This window comes from uncultured Sphingomonas sp. (assembly GCF_913778135.1).
In the GTDB taxonomy this organism is placed as follows: Bacteria; Pseudomonadota; Alphaproteobacteria; order Sphingomonadales; family Sphingomonadaceae; genus Sphingomonas.
Map to the genome: position 1 here is coordinate 1 of NZ_CAJYVU010000002.1, position 18,943 is coordinate 18,943.

At 69.0% G+C, this 18,943-nt stretch carries 18 protein-coding genes and 1 pseudogene; 4 read left to right on the forward strand and 15 right to left on the reverse strand.

Annotated elements, in window-relative coordinates; translation table 11 throughout:
• Positions 1 to 187, reverse strand: a pseudogene (locus tag QZ847_RS00080) (electron transfer flavoprotein subunit beta/FixA family protein); the annotation flags it as partial.
• 197 nt (positions 188 to 384) lie between these two features.
• Positions 385 to 1,584 carry an ADP-forming succinate--CoA ligase subunit beta gene (gene sucC, locus QZ847_RS00085; protein WP_294351919.1) on the reverse strand — a complete coding sequence of 400 codons (1,200 nt, stop codon included), beginning with the start codon at positions 1,582 to 1,584 and terminating at the stop codon, positions 385 to 387.
• A 195-nt stretch (positions 1,585 to 1,779) separates the two neighbouring features.
• Between sucC and QZ847_RS00090 the strand changes: the two genes are divergently transcribed.
• Together QZ847_RS00090 and QZ847_RS00095 are read left to right on the forward strand one after the other, a co-directional pair.
• Positions 1,780 to 4,485 (forward strand): ATP-dependent DNA helicase, encoded by a 2,706-nt coding sequence (locus QZ847_RS00090; RefSeq protein ID WP_294351921.1) that lies wholly within the window; start codon positions 1,780 to 1,782, stop codon positions 4,483 to 4,485.
• 14 nt (positions 4,486 to 4,499) lie between these two features.
• Positions 4,500 to 5,039 carry a histidine phosphatase family protein gene (locus tag QZ847_RS00095; RefSeq protein ID WP_294351923.1) on the forward strand — a complete coding sequence of 180 codons (540 nt, stop codon included), beginning with the start codon at positions 4,500 to 4,502 and terminating at the stop codon, positions 5,037 to 5,039.
• A gap of 3 nt (positions 5,040 to 5,042) precedes the next feature.
• Here the strand turns inward: QZ847_RS00095 and QZ847_RS00100 are convergent, their stop codons facing one another.
• From QZ847_RS00100 to QZ847_RS00130, 7 genes are all read right to left on the reverse strand, one after another.
• Positions 5,043 to 5,762, reverse strand: coding sequence for a DUF2807 domain-containing protein (locus QZ847_RS00100; protein ID WP_294351926.1), 720 nt, complete (start codon positions 5,760 to 5,762; stop codon positions 5,043 to 5,045).
• A gap of 63 nt (positions 5,763 to 5,825) precedes the next feature.
• A complete protein-coding gene (locus tag QZ847_RS00105; protein ID WP_294351929.1) occupies positions 5,826 to 6,548 on the reverse strand; it encodes a head GIN domain-containing protein in 723 nt (240 codons plus the stop codon).
• 49 nt (positions 6,549 to 6,597) lie between these two features.
• On the reverse strand, positions 6,598 to 7,317 hold the full coding sequence (locus QZ847_RS00110) for a DUF2807 domain-containing protein (RefSeq protein ID WP_294351930.1): 720 nt from the start codon (positions 7,315 to 7,317) through the stop codon (positions 6,598 to 6,600).
• A gap of 90 nt (positions 7,318 to 7,407) precedes the next feature.
• On the reverse strand, positions 7,408 to 7,941 hold the full coding sequence (locus QZ847_RS00115) for a CarD family transcriptional regulator (RefSeq protein ID WP_019515453.1): 534 nt from the start codon (positions 7,939 to 7,941) through the stop codon (positions 7,408 to 7,410).
• 306 nt (positions 7,942 to 8,247) lie between these two features.
• Entirely contained in the window at positions 8,248 to 8,589 is a 342-nt protein-coding gene (gene fdxA, locus QZ847_RS00120) for a ferredoxin FdxA (RefSeq protein WP_093006740.1), read from the reverse strand.
• A gap of 76 nt (positions 8,590 to 8,665) precedes the next feature.
• Positions 8,666 to 9,028 (reverse strand): RNA-binding S4 domain-containing protein, encoded by a 363-nt coding sequence (locus QZ847_RS00125; protein ID WP_294351933.1) that lies wholly within the window; start codon positions 9,026 to 9,028, stop codon positions 8,666 to 8,668.
• Positions 9,028 to 11,574: a helicase-related protein gene (locus QZ847_RS00130; protein WP_294351935.1), complete on the reverse strand. Its 2,547-nt coding sequence runs from the start codon at positions 11,572 to 11,574 to the stop codon at positions 9,028 to 9,030. The genes QZ847_RS00125 and QZ847_RS00130 overlap by 1 nt, the downstream gene beginning before the upstream one ends.
• Before the next feature lie 223 nt (positions 11,575 to 11,797).
• Between QZ847_RS00130 and QZ847_RS00135 the strand changes: the two genes are divergently transcribed.
• Positions 11,798 to 13,285, forward strand: coding sequence for a M23 family metallopeptidase (locus QZ847_RS00135; RefSeq protein ID WP_294351937.1), 1,488 nt, complete (start codon positions 11,798 to 11,800; stop codon positions 13,283 to 13,285).
• A gap of 31 nt (positions 13,286 to 13,316) precedes the next feature.
• Here QZ847_RS00135 and QZ847_RS00140 read toward each other — a convergent pair whose 3' ends face one another.
• The 6 genes from QZ847_RS00140 to QZ847_RS00165 all read right to left on the reverse strand — a co-directional run bounded on the left by QZ847_RS00140 (position 13,317) and on the right by QZ847_RS00165 (position 18,556).
• Complete coding sequence (locus tag QZ847_RS00140; protein WP_294190012.1) at positions 13,317 to 13,853, reverse strand: LptA/OstA family protein; 537 nt, start codon at positions 13,851 to 13,853, stop codon at positions 13,317 to 13,319.
• A gap of 5 nt (positions 13,854 to 13,858) precedes the next feature.
• On the reverse strand, positions 13,859 to 14,497 hold the full coding sequence (gene lptC, locus QZ847_RS00145; protein WP_294351940.1) for an LPS export ABC transporter periplasmic protein LptC: 639 nt from the start codon (positions 14,495 to 14,497) through the stop codon (positions 13,859 to 13,861).
• A gap of 15 nt (positions 14,498 to 14,512) precedes the next feature.
• Positions 14,513 to 15,133, reverse strand: coding sequence for a ribonuclease D (locus QZ847_RS00150; protein ID WP_294351943.1), 621 nt, complete (start codon positions 15,131 to 15,133; stop codon positions 14,513 to 14,515).
• Positions 15,134 to 15,192: 59 nt separating this feature from the next.
• The gene (locus QZ847_RS00155) at positions 15,193 to 16,116 is read right to left on the reverse strand and encodes an isoaspartyl peptidase/L-asparaginase family protein (protein ID WP_294351946.1); all 924 of its coding nucleotides are present in this window, start codon (positions 16,114 to 16,116) and stop codon (positions 15,193 to 15,195) included.
• Between the two features lie 20 nt (positions 16,117 to 16,136).
• Positions 16,137 to 17,306: an acyltransferase gene (locus QZ847_RS00160; protein ID WP_294351949.1), complete on the reverse strand. Its 1,170-nt coding sequence runs from the start codon at positions 17,304 to 17,306 to the stop codon at positions 16,137 to 16,139.
• Between the two features lie 62 nt (positions 17,307 to 17,368).
• Positions 17,369 to 18,556, reverse strand: a complete 1,188-nt coding sequence (locus QZ847_RS00165; RefSeq protein WP_294351953.1) for an acyltransferase — start codon at positions 18,554 to 18,556, stop codon at positions 17,369 to 17,371.
• Between the two features lie 97 nt (positions 18,557 to 18,653).
• On the opposite strand from QZ847_RS00165, the gene QZ847_RS00170 reads away from it, so the two are divergent.
• Positions 18,654 to 18,943: flavodoxin-dependent (E)-4-hydroxy-3-methylbut-2-enyl-diphosphate synthase (locus QZ847_RS00170; RefSeq protein WP_294351958.1), on the forward strand; the 290-nt coding region annotated here is incomplete at its 3' end.

An 18,943-nucleotide genomic window follows, 5' to 3' on the forward strand; every position in this document is an offset into this window, starting at 1 on the left:
TCGACACTGCGACGATCTCGGTCACGACACCCTTCTCCTTCAGGCGGATCGCTTCCTCGACCGCAATCTCGTCGAAGGGGTTCATGCTCATCTTGACGTTGGCGAGGTCAACCCCCGACCCGTCCGCCTTCACACGCGGCTTCACGTTATAGTCAAGCACGCGCTTGACCGGGACGATTACCTTCATCGACGGATCCTCTTTCTATCCTTTGCGCGCCTGCATCGGTGCGACAATTGGCGGTTTGCGGTCGTTTTCGCAAGTGCGGTATGGTTGCTGTGCTGCGATCCGGCTGTGCCGTAGCGGCAGATCATGTTCACCAACGAAGAAGGGGCCGGACGTTTCCGCCCGACCCCTCGTCCGATTGCATCAAAGGCGTGAGATGATCACGCCGCCTTCTGCACCTCGGCGACGATCTTCTTCGCGGCGTCGCCCAGGTCGTTCGCGGGTACGATCGCGAGACCCGATTGACTGAGGATTTCCTTGCCCTTGTCGACGTTGGTGCCCTCGAGCCGGACGACCAGCGGCACCGACAGGTTCACTTCCTTTGCCGCGGCGACAATGCCCTCGGCGATGATGTCGCACTTCATGATGCCGCCGAAGATGTTGACGAGGATGCCCTTCACCGCCGGATCGGCCAGGATGATCTTGAACGCCGCGGTCACCTTTTCCTTCGATGCGCCGCCGCCGACGTCGAGGAAGTTGGCCGGGAACATGCCGTTCAGCTTGATGATGTCCATCGTCGCCATCGCCAGACCGGCGCCGTTGACCATGCAGCCGATGTCGCCGTCGAGCTTGATGTAGGCGAGGTCGTACTTCGACGCTTCCAGCTCGGCCGGATCCTCCTCGGTCTCGTCGCGCAGTTCCATCAGGTCCTTGTGGCGGAACATCGCATTGCCGTCGAAGCCGACCTTGGCGTCGAGCACCATCAGCTTGTTGTCGTCGGTGACCGCGAGCGGGTTGATCTCGATCTGCTCGGCATCGGTGCCGAGGAACGCGTCGTACAGTTTCGCGGCGACGGTCTGCGCCTGCTTGGCGAGATCGCCGGTGAGGCCAAGCGCGTTCGCGACCGCGCGGCCGTGGTGCGGCTGGAACCCCGACGCCGGGTCGACCGAGAAGCTGTGGATCTTCTCGGGCGTGTCGTGCGCGACCGTCTCGATGTCCATGCCGCCTTCGGTCGACACGACGTAGCCGACGCGACCCGAGGCGCGGTCGACGACCAGCGCGAGATAGAATTCCTTGGCGATGTCGACGCCGTCGGTCACGTAGAGGCGGTTGACCTGCTTGCCCGCGTCACCGGTCTGGATCGTCACCAGCGTGTTGCCGAGCATCTCGGTCGCGGCGTGGCGCACCTCGTCCTCGGTCTTGGCGAGGCGGACGCCGCCCTTCGCGTCAGCCGGAAGTTCCTTGAACTTGCCCTTGCCGCGGCCGCCGGCGTGGATCTGCGCCTTCACGACGTAGAGCGGCCCAGGCAGCTTCTTCGACGCCTCCACGGCTTCCTCCACGCTCATCGCGGCGAAGCCCTGCGGCACGGCGACGCCGTATTTCGCGAGCAATTCCTTGGCTTGATATTCGTGGATGTTCATGGGGACGCCTCTCCGGATGGTGGCGGGTGGGAACGCTTTGCGTTTCTCCTAAGCACAGCGAGCGCGCGGAATCCACCCCGCAGCCGCGTTTACTGTCGCCTGATGCGATTGCGAACCAATCGCAAAGCAAGGATTGTTGGCATGTGACGCTGAACCGGGTTGCCAATCTGTTCGCCGATGCGCACGTGATCGGGTGTGAGCGCGCTGCACTATCCCGCCCTGCACGCCAGCCACTCGGGCATCTGGGTGGCGAAAGACGGCGTCACGCGTGAGGTGTCGCGCGGTGAGGCGATCCGGCTCGCCGCCGATACGCCTGTGATCCTGCTGAACGCCGCACTCGTCGGGCAGCGGCTCGGTTATCCCGATCTGTCGGGGCTCGACCTGCTCGAACTATTCGCCTTTATGCGTCCCGCCCGCTTTATGGTGCCGACGCCCAAGGGCCTCGCCGCCGCGACCGGACTCGACGTGCCCGCCGACGATGCGCAGGTCGCAACCTTCCTGCTCGCCGCGGCCGAGCGGCTGCTGAGCGTCCCCGTGGGCGACTGGCCCGAGCGTGAGGGGGCGTGGACCGCGCTCCAGTCGCTCACCCGGTTGCGCTGGGCGTGGGCGCCGCCGCTCGCGCCCCGTATCGCCAAGCCGTCGTCGCAGGAGCGCTGGCTGTTCACGCGCCTGCCCGAGTGGAGCGAGGCACCGCCGCGCCCGGCGCCGCGCACGGTGACGATGCCCGAGGGCGCGGTGCTAGACCGATTGGACGAGCTGACCGGCGACGGTGCCGAGCCGCGCGTCGGGCAGCAACGCTTTGCCGCCGCCGCCAACGCCGCCTTCATGCCGCGCAGCCTCCGCGACGCGCCCAATCTGATGCTGGCGGAGGCCGGCACCGGGATCGGCAAGACGCTCGGCTATCTCGCGCCGGCGAGCCTGTGGGCTGAGGCGGCGGGGGGTGCGGTGTGGATCTCCACCTACACCAAGGCATTGCAGCGTCAGCTGAGCGCGGAGACACGCCGTGTTTACCCTGACGAAAGTGTCAGGCGGACACGCGTGGTGACGCGCAAGGGGCGCGAGAATTATCTCTGCCTGCTCAACCTGGAGGATGCGCTGCAGGGCGGATTCGCGGGGCGTGCCGCGGTGCTGGCGCAGCTTGTCGCGCGCTGGGCGGCGTATAGCGCCGACGGCGACATGGTCGGCGGCGACCTGCCCGGCTGGCTGCCGACCTTGTTCCGGCGCAACGGCTCGACCGCGCTGACCGACCGGCGCGGCGAGTGCGTCTATGCGGGCTGTCCGCACTATCGCAAATGCTTCATCGAACGCGCCGCGCGCGCCTCGGCCGAGGCCGACCTGGTGATCGCCAATCACGCGCTCGTGATGGTCAACGCGGCGCGCGGCCGCGAGGCGACGACGCGCCCGACCCGCTACGTCTTCGACGAGGGGCACCACCTGTTCGACGCTGCCGACATGATGTTCTCCACCGCGCTGACGGGGCAGGAGGCGATCGAGCTGCGCCGCTGGATCGTCGGACCCGAGGGCGCCAGCCGCGGGCGACGACGCGGGCTGGCCGCGCGCCTGTCTGACGTGGCCAGCTACGACGAGGCGGGTGGCACGGCGATCGCGGATGCGGTGCGCGCGGCGGGTGCGCTCGCCGCCGATGGCTGGCTGCAGCGGCTGGCCGACAACCAGCCGTTCGGCGCGCTCGAAACGCTGTTCGCGGCGGTGCGCGGCATGACCTTCGCGCGCGCGAGCGGTGCGGGCGATGCGGGCTACGGCCTTGAGACCGAGCTTGCCGAACCCACGCCCGAGCTGGTTGAGGCGGCGGCGAGCGCGGCCGAGGCACTGGAGGCGCTCCACCGACCGCTGGTGGTGCTCGGCCGCCGGTTGGAGGCGGTGCTCGCCGACGCGCCCGACTGGCTCGATGCCCCGGCGCGCGCGCGCGTCGAAGGTGCGATCGCCTCGCTCGCCTGGCGGGTGGAGACGGTGTCGGCGTGGCTGGCGCTGCTGGCGCGGGTCGGCGGTCCCGCGGTGCCGCAATTCGTCGACTGGCTGATCGTCAACCGGATCGAGGGTCGCGAGACCGACATCGGCCTGCTGCGCCACTGGCTCGATCCGACCAAGCCGTTCGCGGAGATCGTGCTGCGTCCCGCGCACGGCGCGCTCGTCACCTCCGCGACGCTGACTGCGGGCGGCGACTGGTCAACCGCGGAGGCACGTGTCGGCGCGACGCACCTCCAGCGCCCCGCCGACCGCTTCGAGGTCACGAGCCCGTTTGACTATGCCGCGCATGCCGAGGTGCTGATCGTGACGGACGTGAAACGCGGCGATCTGCCCGCGCTCGCCAACGCGTACGCGCGGCTGATCGAGGCGGCGGGGGGCGGCACGCTGGGGCTGTTCACCGCGATCCGCCGGCTTCGCGCGGTTCACGCCCGCGTCGCCGACCGGCTGGCGCGCGAGGGGCTGCCGCTCCACGCGCAGCACGTCGATCCGATCGATACCGGCACCTTGGTCGACATCTTCCGCGACGATCCGCATGCCTCGCTGCTCGGTACCGACGCGCTGCGCGACGGGGTCGACGTGCCCGGCGATTCGCTCCGGCTGGTGGTGATGGAGGGCGTGCCCTGGCCCAAGCCGACCGTGCTCCATGCCGCCCGGCGTCTGGAGGGCGGTGGAAGTGCCTACGACGACCGCATCGTGCGCGCGCGGCTGGCACAGGCGTTCGGGCGGCTGATCCGGCGGCAGGACGATGCCGGCGCGTTCGTGCTGCTCTCCGCCGCGATGCCATCGCGCCTGCTCGACGCCTTCCCGCCCGGCGTGCCGATCCGCCGCCTGACGCTCGACGAGGCCGCGCAGCGCGTCGCCGAGCGGCTATCCACGCGTGGCCAAATCGGGCAAGGAGCGCACCTGCCCGCTTGATGGAGGTTGGTCCCGTGAAGACGCTGACGCTGCTGCGCCATGCCAAGTCGGGCTGGGACGACGCGGTCGCGCGCGATTTCGACCGGCCGCTCAATCCCAAGGGACGCCGTGCCGCGCAGACGATGGGGCGTGAACTTCGCCGGCTGGGGCTCAGCTTCGATCACGTCGTCGCCTCGCCCGCGGTGCGCGTCGAGCAGACGATCGACGGCATCGAGTCGGGCTATGCGCGCGCGTTGTCGCCGGCCTACGACCGCCGCGTCTATCTCGCCTCCGCCGGCTCGCTGCTCGACGTGGTGCGCGAGACGAACGATGAGTACGCGCACCTGCTGCTGATCGGGCATAATCCGGGGCTGGAGGATCTCGTCCTGCTGCTCGCGCCCGATGAACCCGGTACGCTCCGCGACGACGTGGAGGAGAAATACCCGACCGCGACGCTCGCCGAGCTGACGTTCGCGGTCGACCGCTGGGCCGAGGTCAGGGAGCGTGGCGGCACGCTCACCCGCTTTATCCGTCCGCGCGATCTCGATCCCGAGCTCGGGCCATCCGACGATTGAGCGTCAGCGCGGCGCCGTCCCGCACGTCACCGGGCCGCCCGCCGCCGCGCGCACGACGCACTTGGGATTGCCGCTGACGTCGATCCGCCCCATCCCGCTGGAGGTGATCTCGGCCGAGTAGCGCGCCGCCGCGCGCGTTTCGCCCGCGCCGTCCATCGACACGAACAGGTCGCCTGCCGACATGTCGGCGGCGTCGATGGATCCGGGGCCGTTGGTCAGCAGCCGCGCCTTGCCCGCACGTCCGGCGAGGCGGATCGCGCCGCTGCCGATCACGGTCGCGTTGACCTGCTGCGCTGCGATCTCGTCGACCGACAGCGACCCCGTGCCCGTCACGCCCAGGTCGACGCGCTCGGCAGCCATTCGCGTCACTGCCACCTTCGCGCCCGACAGCAGCGTCACGCCGCGTAGCGAAACGGTCGAGAGCGTGAACACCGGTGCCGCGTCGCTGCCACGCGCGGCGCGGTCACCCGTTCCGCGGTCCAGCCGGAGCGACAGCGTGCCGCCCTCGTTGCTCAACCGCAACCGCTCAAGCAGGGCAGGGTCGGACGCGCTCGCTTTGGCGCGCGGGCTGCCGCCTGTGGCGACGCGCACCTCGAACGGCCCATCGACGCGCAGCCGGTCGAAGCTGCCGATATTCCACACCCGTTCGGCCGCGAGCGCAGGCGTCGCGGAGAGCGGCAGGGCGAGCAGCAGCAGCGGGGCGAGCAGGCGGGGCAGGGTCATGCCGTCCAGCGTCGCACTCCACCGCCTCGCCGGCAAGCCGCCCACCCGCTTGTTTTCAAAGCGTCAGCCGCCGCAGCGCACCGTACCCGATCCGCCCTTGCGCGTGGTGCAGCGTGCGGCCGCACCCAGGTCGATGTCGCCCGATCCGGCCAGCCGCACGTCGGCAGGTCCGCGGACGGTCGCGTTCACGTCACCCGATCCCAATACCGACACGGTCGCGCGCGCCGCGGTCAGCCCGCGCGCCTGCACGTTGCCCGACCCGGCGATCCGGATCGTCAGCGCCTGCGCCTGCCCCGCCGCGATCACGTCGCCCGACCCCGAGATGCCGAACTTGACCTCCCCCGCGCGCACCTCGGCGACGGCGAGATTGCCCGATCCGCTGATCGCACCGCGAAAACGCGGTCCTTCGGCACGCGCGACGCGGAAGTTGCCCGATCCGGCGATCGTCGCCTCCTCGATCCGCGGCATCGAAACGATCACGCGCACGCTGCCCCGCGTCCAGCTCATGCCGTTGCGGCGTCCGACGCGCAGGCTGTTGCCGTCGCGCTGGATCACCAGCCGGTCGAGCAGCGCCGGATCGCCCTCTGCCCGCACCGAATAGGGCCCCACCCGCACGTCAACGTCATCGGGCCCGGCGAGCGATACGCGCGTGAAGTCGCGCGCGGCGTAGCTGCGGCTCGCTCCCGATCCCTCAGGCGCGATGCCCTCCTGGTTTCCGGTAGCGTAGGTGGCGGTCATGCCGCACGCGGCGGCCGGGATCAGCAGGGCGAGAGCGAGATAGCGCATGACTTATCCTTCAACTGTGTTGTAACAATAATACACGTTGAAGGCGCGATCAAGCGCCGCAGCGCACCCGCGCGCCGCCCATCTTCGTCACCTTGCAGTGCGCGCGCGAACCAAGGTCGATCGTGCCGCTACCCACGCTCGACACGCGTGCCTCGCCGTCGACGATCGTCACGACATTGCCCGAACCGGCGACCGACACGTCGGCCTCACGCGCGTGGAGGGTGGGCGCATCGAGCGAGCCGGAACCGCCGATCGCGACCTTGAGCATGCGGACGTGACCGCCCGCCGCGACGTTGCCCGCGCCGCCGATCGAGACCTCGGCCTCGTCGGTGTCGAGTGCGCCGACGCGCAACGTGCCGCGCCCGCCAACCGCCGCGTTGAAGCGCTGGCCCGCCACGCGGTCGATGTCGATTGTGCCGGTACCGCCCAGCGCCGCGGAGGAAAGGCTCGGCACGGTAACGGTGAAGCGTACCTGCCGCTCGAGCGCCGCGTCGCTTTTCGCCTTGGGATCACGCCGCGTGATCTTGAGCGCATTGCCCTCGCGTTCGACACGCATCGTTGCCAGCACGGCGGCCGGACCGTCGGCGTGGACCGACCAGGTCGGGCCAACGCGCACCTGCATCCGCGCACCGGTGCCGAGTGCGACCGTGGTGAAATCGCGCAGCGCGTAATCGACCGAGAAGCCACTCGCCGCGGCACCGGCGCGTGTCGCCGGCAAAGCGATCATGCACGCGAGCACGGACAGGGCGAAAAACGGGAAAGAGCGCATCGCTTAAACCTCCAGCAGAACCTGGGGAAGCGATACGCTCGTTCGATTACGTATGTAAACAGATATTGTTTACAGCTGTGGTTGTTCAGCTCAGGCGGGCTGCTTGTCCTTGTTGTAGATCGCCGCGGCCTTGCGCAGGATGTCGAGGATCTTCTCCTGCGCCGCCGGTTCGTCGATCTGCTCCATCGCGGCGAGTTCGCGCGCCAGGCGGCTGCACGCGCCTTCGAAGATCTGCCGCTCGGAATAGCTCTGCTCGGGCTGGTCGTCGGCGCGGAACAGGTCGCGCACGACCTCGGCGATCGAGGCAAGGTCGCCCGAGTTGATCTTCGCCTCATATTCCTGTGCGCGACGCGACCACATCGTCCGCTTGACCTTGGGCTTGCCCTTCAGCGTTTCCATCGCCTCGCGCATTGTCTTGTCCGACGACAGCTTGCGCATGCCGACGCTCTCGGCCTTGTTGGTCGGCACGCGCAGCGTCATGCGCTCCTTCTCGAAGCGCAGCACGTAGAGCTCGAGCGCAATGCCCGCGATCTCCGATTTCTGCAGCTCGATCACGCGACCCACGCCGTGCTTTGGGTAAACGACGTAATCGCCGACATCGAAGTGCAGAGCCTTGGCAGCCATCGCGGATCTTTCCAGTTCTGTGCCCGCGTCTTGGGTCATCACGCCTCGATCCATCGGTGCCGGGGCACCCAGATCGACGAGGGCGGACTGCGGGGTAGGTTGATCGTTTCGGCGGACGCGAGAGCATTGCGCCCGACCCGGCAGTATATAGCACGATTATTTGTTTGTTTCCAGCCTGCTTACGTCAGCGCTGCTGACATGCGCCGACGACCGCCGACACGGTGATCGCGGGTTTAGTCAGGAGATTGGATGCGGCGCGACGGCGAGCAGATTACACGTTCGCCATCGCACAACCGGCAGACCGGATCAGTCGCCCTTGCCGGGCTCGGCCGAGAAATATTTATCGTACTTGCCGTCCTCGCCCTTGTGCTCGTCGGCATCAGGCGGAGTCTGGTCGAGCTTGCGCGTGACGTTCGGCCATTGCGCGGAGAAGGTGGTGTTTAGCTCCAGCCACTGCTCCAGCCCGTTCTCGGTATCGGGCAGGATCGCCTCCGCCGGACACTCGGGCTCGCACACGCCGCAGTCGATGCACTCGCTGGGATTGATGACCAGCATGTTCTCGCCCTCGTAGAAACAGTCCACCGGGCAGACCTCGACGCAGTCCATGTACTTGCAGCGGATGCAGGCGTCGGTGACGACGTAGGTCATGTGAACGTTCCTCGGTAACTCGGTCGTGTGCGTGGTCGCAATTTTGCGCCGCTGCTATGCGCGACGCGGGGAAGCGTCAATCTTCGAGCCATTGCTGCGAGTTGTTCGCATGGGGCTTGTTCGCAGCGGAGGCGGGTGCGCCATCAACCGCCGTGCCTGCGGTCAGTTCCTGATAACAGCCGCGCGCCTCGGGTGCGGGGCCGCGGCGATGCGGCAGCGCCTCGATCCGCACCACCAGCACGCGGTCGTGATGCGCGAAGGTCAGGATGTTGCCGACGCGGACGCTCGCGTGCGCGCGGTCGATCACCCGCCCGTCGATCCGCAGCCGCCCCGCCGCCGCCAGCGCCTGTGCGACGCTGCGGGTCTTGGTCAGCCGCGCGAACCACAGGAAGCGGTCGAGCCGCATCGTCGTCGTGTCGCTCGGGACCACGCCCGGCATCAATGCGCCCGCATCAGGTCGCCGAGCGCCGCAAAGGCGTTGCCCGGCCGCGCCGCTGCCGCCACCGGCGGCGCCTTGGGTCTGGGCCGCCCGCGCCAGACGTAGCGATTGCTGCTGTCCGCCGTCTCGCCGCCGCGCTTGTCCGCGGCGCGAAAGCCTAGCTCCGCCATCAACCGCGCCAGCGTTTCGGGTTCGAGCCCGATGGAGGTGGCGAGCGCGGGATCGGCGGCGAACGGTGCGCGCGCGCCCTCCTTGCTCGCCGCACGCGCTTCGTGCGCGGCGCGCGCGATCCGCTCGACCAGGTCGATCCGTACCGCCTGTGTGCCAAGCGGACGATAGCCCATCCCCAGCATCGCGCCCGGCGTCGCCCGCGGCAGCACGGTCGCGCCCGCCGGTGGAGCCGGCGGGGCGGCGCCGTGCATCGCCACGATCAGCGCCTGCCGCCACGCGCGCGCACCGGGCTTGAGCAGCCGCGGATCGAACAGGTCGAGCGCGCCGATCGTGACGCCGGCGCGCCTGAGCCAGTGCCGCGCGCCACCATCCAGCGCGTCGAGCGATGCGGTCAGTGGTGCGCGCGCGGCGATACCGGCACCCGCCTCCAGCGCGCCCGCGATGCTGCGCAATGCCGGGCCTGCTTCCTCCGCGCGCGTCGCCTCGGCCAAATTGGCGAGCGCAGGCAGGCGCTTGGCGATACTCGCCGTCACCCAGTTGCGCACGCGCGCCGCCACGCGATCGCGCAACTGCGGATCGAGGCAGGCGAGCGCGGGGTCGAGCACCACCGCCGGCCGCGCCAGCGAGCTTCCCCGCGACAGCCGCGCGAGTTCGCTGCCGTGCGCGACGATGCCGCCGTCTTCCGCGAGCGCGAAGGCCTCGTCGTCGCCTGCAATCACCGCCTCCGCGCGTCGCCGTCGCTCGGCACCCAGCCGCTTTTCCGCGGTGGCGAGCAGCAGCCGCTTGTCGGCGGCGCGCGCCTCGGGTGCGACTGTGAAGCGGAACCCGTCGAGCCGCCCGATCGCGTGCGCGTCGATCGTCACCTCGCCCTCCGCGCCGATCTCGACCGGCAGCTCGCCCGCGCCTGCGCCGATCTTGCGCATCAGCGCGGTGGTGCGCTTGTCGACGAAGCGCTGCGTCAGGCTGGCGTGGAGCGCGTCGGACAATCGCTCCTCGACCTCCAGCGCGCGCGCCGCCCAGATTTCGGGATCGGCGAGCCAGTCGGGCCGCTGCGCAATGTACGTCCAGCTGCGAATGCTCGCGATCCGCCCCGCGATCGTCTCGACGTCGCCGTCGGTGCGATCGAGCCGCGCGACCTCGTCGGCGAACCATTGGTGCGGGATGAACCCTTGCGCCAAATAAGCGAACACCCGCCCGACGAAGCGCGCGTGCGGGTCGAGGCCGAGCTTGGCGAAATCGGGAATACCGCACGCCGCCCACAGCCGCGCGACATTGCCGCGCCCGCCCGCACGCACCGCGTCGCGTACCTGCGGCTCGTCCGCCAGCCGCTTGAGCACCTTCAGATCGAGCGCCTCGGGTGCGGGGCGCAGCATCGTCACCGTGCCGCCGGGCATCTCCGGCTTTCTGGACAGGCTGGCGATCAGCGCGTCGATGCTCGACAGGTCGGGCTCGCCCTCGCGCCAGTAGAGCCAGTCGAGTCTGGGGAAGCGATGCCCCTCGATCGCCTGTATCTCCTCGGGCAGGAACGCGTCGTCGCCTTCCTCGGTCAGCGCGCCAAACGTGCCGTCGCGCTGGTGCCGCCCGGCGCGCCCCGCGATCTGCGCCATCTCCGCCACCGTCAGCCGACGACGCCGACGCCCATCGAACTTGTGCAGGCCCGCGAACGCGACATGCCCTACATCGAGGTTCAACCCCATGCCGATCGCGTCGGTCGCGACGAGGTAATCGACCTCGCCGGCCTGGAACATCTGCACCTGCGCGTTGCGCGTGCGTGGGGAGAGCGCGCCCATCACCACCGCCGCCCCGCCGCGCAGTCGCCTGAGCATCTCCGCGGTCGCGTAGACCTCCTCGGCGGAGAAGGCGACCACGGCGGAGCGCCGGGGCAGACGCGACAGCTTCTTCGCCGCGCCGTAGCTGAGTGTCGAGAACCGCGGACGCTCGACGATCTCGATGCCCGGAATCAGGTTGCGCAGCACCGGACGCAGCGCTTCCGAGCCGAGGATCATCGTCTCCTCGCGACCGCGTGCGCGCAGCAGTCGGTCGGTGAAGACGTGACCGCGCTCCTGATCGGCACCGAGTTGCGCCTCGTCGATCGCAACGAACGCGAAGTCGCGCTGCATCGGCATCGATTCGACCGTACAGAGGAACCAGCGCGCGTCCTTCGGAACGATGCGCTCCTCGCCCGTCACAAGCGCGACGCGCTCGCGGCCCTTCAACGCGACGACGCGGTCGTACACCTCGCGGGCCAGCAGGCGGAGCGGGAAGCCGATGCATCCGCTCGAATGCGCGCACATCCGCTCGATCGCGAGATGGGTCTTGCCGGTGTTGGTCGGGCCCAACACTGCCGTCACTCGGGCGTTGTCACGCGCACTCATTGCCCGACATACATCGGGTCGAAGGCGAGGCGATGCAATCACTTCCTTGAAGCAGGCACTTGGGCCGGGCGGCTTCGTCGCGCGTGTCGGGCGTTCGGCCGCGAAGCACGCCATTCGTCACCCCGGTTAATTTGACTTTAGCACCTCGCGTCCACAACGCGGCGACCCAGGTGCCGGGGGGACACGGCGCACATTTTGTCACACCGGGGCGGGGACGCCGTTTTTGTTTCTGCGTGAACAGCAAGGGCTGGAGCTGGCAGGTGCCGCGGGATCGGCGCGGATGCGCGCGCTCGTGCCGGCCGCGGCGCCTGTCGTCCCGTCGTCGATCGCCGATCGGCTCCGCGACGCGGCGGTCCACACCGACTGGGTACCTGATCTAGAGCAGAACATCGGCAGTCGGACGTGGTGGCGCGGGGCGGCTACCTGTGTCGCGCTGATCGGGGCGGCATGGATGACGCGGCCGGGCGTGCCACCCGTGCTCGGCTACGCACCCCCGGCGGTGACCGGCGCGGCGCTGGAGGAAACCCGCACGCAGGGGATCGCGTCGCTAGGGCTCGGCGCCACTACCGGCCGCCGCATGGCTGCCTCCGGCCTCGTCCGTCACCTGACCGAGACGCCCGAGCGTCCGCAGATCGATCTGACGGTTACGCTGGGCGGCGGCGATACGCTCTCCAACGCGCTCGGCCGTGCGGGCGTCGGCATGAACGAGGCCGCACGCGTCGCGACGCTCGTCTCGGGCGCGGTCGCGCTCGACCAGCTCAAGCCCGGCACGATCCTGTCGCTGACGATGGGGCGCCGCCCGTCGCGGCTGCAGCCGCGCCCGCTCGAGAAGCTCACGTTCCGCGCCGGGTTCGACCTCAACCTCGCGGTCAATCGCGCCGGTGACGAGTTGCTGCTTGATCGCCAGTCGATCAGCATCGACCGCGCGCCGCTGCACGTCCGCGGGCTGGTAGGCGACGGGCTCTACCGCTCGATGCGCGCTGCCGGCGTGCCCGCGCGCGTGGTCGAATCGTACATCAAGGCGGTCGCCGCGCGCATGCCGATCGGTGAAGTCGGCGCCGCCGACACGTTCGACATCGTCGCCGATCAGGCCCGCGCCGCCACCGGCGAGGTCGAAGTCGGGCAGCTCCAGTATGCCGGGCTCGTCGACGCGGCGGGCAAGCGCCGGCTCCAGCTCGTCCGCTGGGGCGACAAGGACGGCGAGGGCGGCAGCTTCGTGGACCCGGCGGGTCAGGTCGAGCGTCGCGGTTTCATGGGCATGCCGGTCGCCGGGCGCGTCACCTCGACCTTCGGTTATCGCATGCACCCGCTGCTCGGCTTCATGCGGATGCACAAGGGGATCGACATTGGCGCGCCCTACGGCAGCCCGATCTACGCTGCGATCGACGGGGTGGTGCAGTTCGCGGGACGCAGCGGCGGCTACGGCAATTTCGTCAAGCTGGCGCACGCCGGCGGCTACGCCTCGGGCTACGGCCACATGAGCCGGATCGCGGTGTCGCCCGGCACCCACGTCCAGCGCGGGCAGGTGATCGGCTATGTCGGGTCAACCGGCATGTCGACCGGCCCGCACCTGCACTGGGAGGTGTGGAAGAACGGCGTGCCGGTCAACCCGCGCGCGATCTCGCTGTCGAGCGTCCAGACCGTATCGGGCGACACGCTGCGCGCCTTGAAGGCGAAACTGGCCCGGTTGCTCTCCGCACCCGCGCGCTGATTACCCGTGGTACGGCCGTTTAGGCCGAACCTCAGCTCCGCTTGGGAACCGAGAAGGTGCCCGTCACGCGTCCGGTCGGTGCGCGCTGCACGTTGCCGCCGGTCCCGGTTCCGCTGCCGCCCGCGACCGCCGACCCGTCGATCACCGCGCGTCCGGTGTCGAGGTTGATCGTCAACCGCGCGCCGTTGACGGTGTTCGGACCCTGCATCAGCCGCACGTTGCCCAACATGGTGATGACGCGGCGGTTCAGATCATAGACCGCATATTGCCCGCGCGCGGTCTGATCGGGGCGGCGCACCGTCACACCGCCCGACGCGTCGAGCCTCGACACCTGCGGGTTACCGTCGACCACCTCGCCGGTATAGGCGACGTTCAGCCGCTGCGCGTTGAGCGTCATCTCCGCCTGCTTGACCGCGACATTGCCGGTCAGCACCGCGCGATTGGCCTTGTCCTGCAATTCAATCTGGTCCGCACCGAAATCGATCGGCGCGTTGGTGTTGTGCTTGCTCTGCGCCGCCACGGGGGCAGCGGCGAGGAGGAGCGACAGGAGCAAAGGCGAGCCACGCATGGCGCTCATTTCGTTTGTCTCGGCACGATGCGCAAGCGCGCGTTGCCGTTCAGCCTGACCGTGCGCGATTCAAGATCGGCGGACATGCTGTTCGCGCTGAAATTACCCTGCCTGACCGTGCCCGTCACCGGCGCGGTGGAGGTCAGCTGCCGGGTTTTCAGATCGACGTCGGCGTTCGAGGTATCGAGCGTGTAATTGTTGGGCGCACGCACCGCGATGCCGCCGTCGACGCGCACCTTCTCGGTATCCATGTCGTACCGCGCGCGCGGCGCGGTGAGGCGCGCGGGACCGTCCTGCAACTGGATCGCCGCCGCCATCTGCTGGATGCGCACCACCGCCTCGGCCGAGCTCTTCTGCACCGCCGACCCTGCCTCCAGCTCGAACGGCTGCCCCTTGGTGTCGGTGCCGCGATAGGTCGCCGATTGCAGCTTCAGGCGTTCCTTGGCGACGTCGACCTTGTTCTTGTCGAGCACGAACGACACGTCGCCCGCCATGGTCAGCGGCGCCATGACCAGAAACGCGGTCAGCACGCCGATCGAGGCGGGGATCAGCCAGTTCGACGTGCGGATCAGCCGGTCGTGGCGGCCGCCCGGACGCGCCCATTGCTGGCGCTCCGACAGGGTCCGGCGGGCAAGCTCGCTCATGCGCTTCTCCGAAGGTCAGGCGTGCGCGAAGATGTCGACCTCGGGCCAGCCCGCGATGTCGAGTTCAGCGCGTGCCGGCAGAAAATCGAAGCACGCCTGCGCCAGTTCCATCCGCCCTTCGCGGACCAATCGCTTGTCCAGCTCTTCCTTCATGCGGTGCAGGTAGCGCACGTCGGACGCGGCATAATCGCGCTGTGCTTCCGACAACTCGGGGCCGCCCCAATCGGACGATTGCTGCTGCTTGGAGATATCCTGGCCGAGCAATTCCTTCGCCAGCTCCTTCAAGCCGTGGCGGTCGGTGTAGGTCCGCACCAGCCGCGACGCGATCTTGGTGCAGTAGACCGGTGCCGCAACCACGCCCAGATAATAGCTCAGCGCCGCGATATCGAAGCGGCCGAAATGGTACAGCTTCAATCGCGACGGATCGGCCAGCACGCGCTTCAGATTGGGCGCGGCGTAATCGCTGCCGGGATTGAAGCGGACCAGATGCTCGTCGCCCAGCCCATCGGACAATTGCACCACGCACAGCCGGTCGCGCGGCGTGATCAGCCCCATCGTCTCGGTGTCGACCGCGATCGCGGCGCCGGGTGCGAACACGTCGCCCGGCAGGTCTTCCTCGTGGAAATATACAGCCATGTGCTCGCCGTAGCTTGCGGCGCGCCCGCGCTCAATGGGCGCGGGGTCGCACAGGCGTTTCACCCTTCGTCGGCGTAGATCGCGACGCGCGCGGCCGTGTTTGCCGACACCTGCCCGCGGTACATGCCCTGCGTGGTGAAGCTCCACACCGCATCGCCGTCCGGCCCGGTGACGATCACGCCGCCGCTGCCGCCCAGCGCCTTTATCCCCGCCATCACCGCGTCGGCCGCGATCTGCAACGGTTCGCCCAGCATCCGCACGCGCGCGCCGATCTCGTGCCCTACGTTCTCGCGGATGAAGAACTCGCCCGAGCCTGTCGCCGACACCGCGCAGGCGCGATCGTCGGCGTAGGTGCCCGCGCCGATCAGCGGCGTATCGCCGACCCGGCCCCAGCGCTTGCCCGTCACCCCGCCGGTCGAGGTCGCGGCCGCGACGTGGCCGTACGCGTCGCACGCCACCGCGCCGACGGTGCCGTATTTCATGTCGACGTCGAACCAGTCTTCGCTCGCCTTCATCGCTGCCAGTTGCGCGCGGCGTTCGGGCACGACGAACCAGTCCTCACCCGCCTGTTCGACACCCTGTTCGCGCGCGAACGTGTCCGCGCCCGCGCCGGTCAGCAGCACGTGCGGGCTGTGATCCTTGACCGCGCGCGCGAGCGTAACGGGGTTGCGCGCGACGCTCACCCCCGCGACCGCGCCCGCCGATCGGTCACGTCCATCCATGATCGCGGCATCGAGCTCGACCTTGCCCTCGAACGTCAGCACCGCCCCGCGCGCGGAGTTGAAGTGCGGATCGTCCTCCAGCACGCGCACCGCCGCCTCGACCGCGTCGATCGCCGCGCCATTGTCCGCCAGCACCGCCGAGCCCGCCTCCAGCGCGCGGGTCAGCGCCGCGCGCGCGCCCGCGTCCTGATCGGGCGTGAGGACACCGCGATTGATGATCCCGGCGCCGCCGTGGATCACCAGCGTCCAGTTGATGGACATGACGTAAACTCCTTGAGGATTCAGGCGATCGCGGGGCGCGGATCGACGTGGGTGCGCTTTGACGCGTGCCGCCGTAGCCCGATCAACGGCCGGACCAGCGGTATGCGCCGCCCGATCAGGTAGAACGCCCAGCATCCCGCCACGGTCGCCGCCACCAGGATCAGGAAGTCCGCCAGCATCGGCAGCCCCGCGTCGCGCAGCCACCAGCCGATCACGACGATCAATGTCTGGTGAATGATGTAGAACGGGAACACCGCCTCGGTCAGCATCGGACGCCAGCGATGGTCGCGGTTCCAGTGGCTGTCGGCGAACCCGATCAGCGCCGCGATCGCGAACCAACCCTCGACCGCGCGCGCGACCGAGAACAGCTCGCCGACGCCGTCGGGCGCGCGCGCGACCCCGGGCCAGGTCAGTTCGATCCCCGCGACCAGCGCGAACGACGCGACTGCGACCACTGCCGACAGCTTCCACCATCGCACTAGCCGTGTCAGCACCACGTCGGCGCGCGCCAGCGCGAAGCCGAACAGGAATGCGGGAAAATAAGTCGCGTGCGCCACCCAGTCGCCCAGCACCGCGTGCGTCTCACGCCCGCCGGGAAACAGCACCAGATTGACCAGCACCATCCAGACGAGCGGGGCGAGCAGCAGCACCGGCCCGCGGAACACCGCCTCGAATCCACGCTGCGCCGCCTCGCGCGCGAGCTTGGGCGTCACGGCGACGGCGAGCGTGATCGCCAGCGTATAGATCCACAAATAAGCGACGAACCACAGGTGATTCCACGTCGGCAACGGCATGCCGAGCGTGCTGTCGAACCGGAAATAATCGTGCAGCCAGAACCACGCGAAGCCGTGCGGATAGCCGCGCTTGGTCACCAGCTCGACCCAGGCCTGCGGCGGCACGATCACTGCCATTCCGAAGATCAGCGGCACCAGCAACCGTGCGGTACGGTTCCGCGCGAACTTGAGGCGGCTCGACTGCCGCTTGAGTAGCACGCGGCTGGCGTATCCCGACACGATGAATAGCAGCGACAGCCGCCACGGATTGCTCGCCATCATCGGCACGGTCGCCCACACCGGCCCGTCGAGCTTCACGTGATAGTCCCACGGCACGAACACCATGCCGACATGGTAGAGGATCAGGAGCGCGAAGGCGCCGATGCGGAGCCAGTCGAGCCCGTAATGGCGTTGCATGGCCGCGCGCCTAGCAGCTTCGCGGCGTCCGCGCCAACTCACGCCCAGTTATTCGGGCCGGGCTATTCGGCCGGAACGATCCGGTGACGCGGCGGCGTCGGCGGCAGCACGCCCAGCCCCGCAACCGGTCTTAGTACCGGCACCGCGCGCGCCAGCAGGTAGAAGCCCGTGCAGGCCGCGGTCGTCGTGGCGACCACAACCGCGAACCCCGCTCCCGCCGACAGGCCGAGCGGCAGGATCATCCACGCCGTCACCACGATCACGGGATGGTGGATCAGATAGGCGGGGAATACTGCCTCCGCGAGCGTCGCACGCCAGCGCGCGTCGCGGTTGAACCAGACGTCTGCCACGTGGAGCAGGATCAGCAGCATCGACCATGCCATCGCCACCTGCGCGGCGCGCTCGGCCGCCGCGATCAGGTGCGGCGGCACGTTGCTGCCGGGAAAGGCATGCTCGACCCACGCGACCACGCACCCGCACAGCAGCGCCACCGGCACGCCGCCGCGCCAGTGCGCCGCGATCCGCTGCCACAGCAGCGGCGACCCGCCCAGCGCGAAGCCGAACAGCAGGAACGACGCATATTGCACGTGCCCGCTCCAGTCGGTGAACAGCCCGTGCTGCTCGGGCACGACGAACATCAGCGACAATCGCGCGCCGGCGAGCAAGCAGATCGGCAACCACAGGATACGCCGCTCGGCGGTCAGCGCCTCGACCCGCGCCTGTACCCACGCCGCCCCGCGCGCGGCGACCAGCAGCGCGAGCAGCATCGTGTACACCCACAGGTAGAGTACGAACCACAGATGCTCCCACGCCGGAAAGCCGAGACCGTAGCGCGGATCGGGCAGCCAATATTCGTGCAGCCAATATTGCGTAAGAGATAGCGGATCGCCCGCCAGCTTCGCACGCACCCACAATTCGGGCACCAGCAGCACCAGCAACCCGAATGCGAGCGGCAGCAGCAACCGCTTGCTGCGCCCGCGCGCGAAGTCGTGGAGCGAGGGCGAGCGCATCAGCAGCCGCCGGGTTGCAAATCCCGATACCGCGAACAGCAGCGGCAACCGCCACGGCGTCAGGAACGCGAGCGGCACCAGCAGCGCCGGGTTCGTCTGCGGCCACTTGATCACCCAACGCCCCGGCACGAACACCAATGTCGCATGGTACAGGATCAGCAGCGCAAACGCGCCGATCCGCAGCCAGTCTAGGCCGTAATGCCGGCCGGACAGATGCCGGGCAGGGGGATCGGGGCGCATGATGCCCCAATAGCTTGCGGCTTCTCAACGAAGTGTTGCCGCGCCCGCGCCGACAGCGGGCTTTCGACCACGCCGCTCAGCGCGTATATGGGCGCTCATGTCCATTCGTCCGTGGCGCGACATCGTCCGCCGAGAGAGCCGCCAGATCATGGTCGGCAACGTCCCCGTCGGCGGCGGCGCGCCCGTCACCGTGCAGACGATGACCAACACGCCAACCAGCGACGCGGCTGCTACGATCGATCAGATCCGCCGCTGCGAGGATGTCGGCGTCGACCTGATCCGCGTGTCCTGTCCCGACACCGACTCGACCGCCGCGCTGCCCGAGATCGTGCGCGCTGCAAACGTGCCGATCATCGCCGACATCCATTTCCACTACAAACGCGCGCT

Excerpts from the sequence above, each read along its gene's own strand:
- sucC (WP_294351919.1), bottom strand. The coding sequence starts at position 1,584 with ATGAACATCCACGAATATCAAGCCAAGGAATTGCTCGCGAAATACGGC.
- QZ847_RS00100 (WP_294351926.1), bottom strand. The coding sequence starts at position 5,762 with ATGACCCTGCCCCGCCTGCTCGCCCCGCTGCTGCTGCTCGCCCTGCCG.
- QZ847_RS00105 (WP_294351929.1), bottom strand. The coding sequence starts at position 6,548 with ATGCGCTATCTCGCTCTCGCCCTGCTGATCCCGGCCGCCGCGTGCGGC.
- QZ847_RS00110 (WP_294351930.1), bottom strand. The coding sequence starts at position 7,317 with ATGCGCTCTTTCCCGTTTTTCGCCCTGTCCGTGCTCGCGTGCATGATC.
- QZ847_RS00115 (WP_019515453.1), bottom strand. The coding sequence starts at position 7,941 with ATGGCTGCCAAGGCTCTGCACTTCGATGTCGGCGATTACGTCGTTTAC.
- fdxA (WP_093006740.1), bottom strand. The coding sequence starts at position 8,589 with ATGACCTACGTCGTCACCGACGCCTGCATCCGCTGCAAGTACATGGAC.
- QZ847_RS00125 (WP_294351933.1), bottom strand. The coding sequence starts at position 9,028 with ATGCCGGGCGTGGTCCCGAGCGACACGACGACGATGCGGCTCGACCGC.
- QZ847_RS00130 (WP_294351935.1), bottom strand. The coding sequence starts at position 11,574 with ATGAGTGCGCGTGACAACGCCCGAGTGACGGCAGTGTTGGGCCCGACC.
- QZ847_RS00140 (WP_294190012.1), bottom strand. The coding sequence starts at position 13,853 with ATGCGTGGCTCGCCTTTGCTCCTGTCGCTCCTCCTCGCCGCTGCCCCC.
- lptC (WP_294351940.1), bottom strand. The coding sequence starts at position 14,497 with ATGAGCGAGCTTGCCCGCCGGACCCTGTCGGAGCGCCAGCAATGGGCG.
- QZ847_RS00150 (WP_294351943.1), bottom strand. The coding sequence starts at position 15,133 with ATGGCTGTATATTTCCACGAGGAAGACCTGCCGGGCGACGTGTTCGCA.
- QZ847_RS00155 (WP_294351946.1), bottom strand. The coding sequence starts at position 16,116 with ATGTCCATCAACTGGACGCTGGTGATCCACGGCGGCGCCGGGATCATC.
- QZ847_RS00160 (WP_294351949.1), bottom strand. The coding sequence starts at position 17,306 with ATGCAACGCCATTACGGGCTCGACTGGCTCCGCATCGGCGCCTTCGCG.
- QZ847_RS00165 (WP_294351953.1), bottom strand. The coding sequence starts at position 18,556 with ATGCGCCCCGATCCCCCTGCCCGGCATCTGTCCGGCCGGCATTACGGC.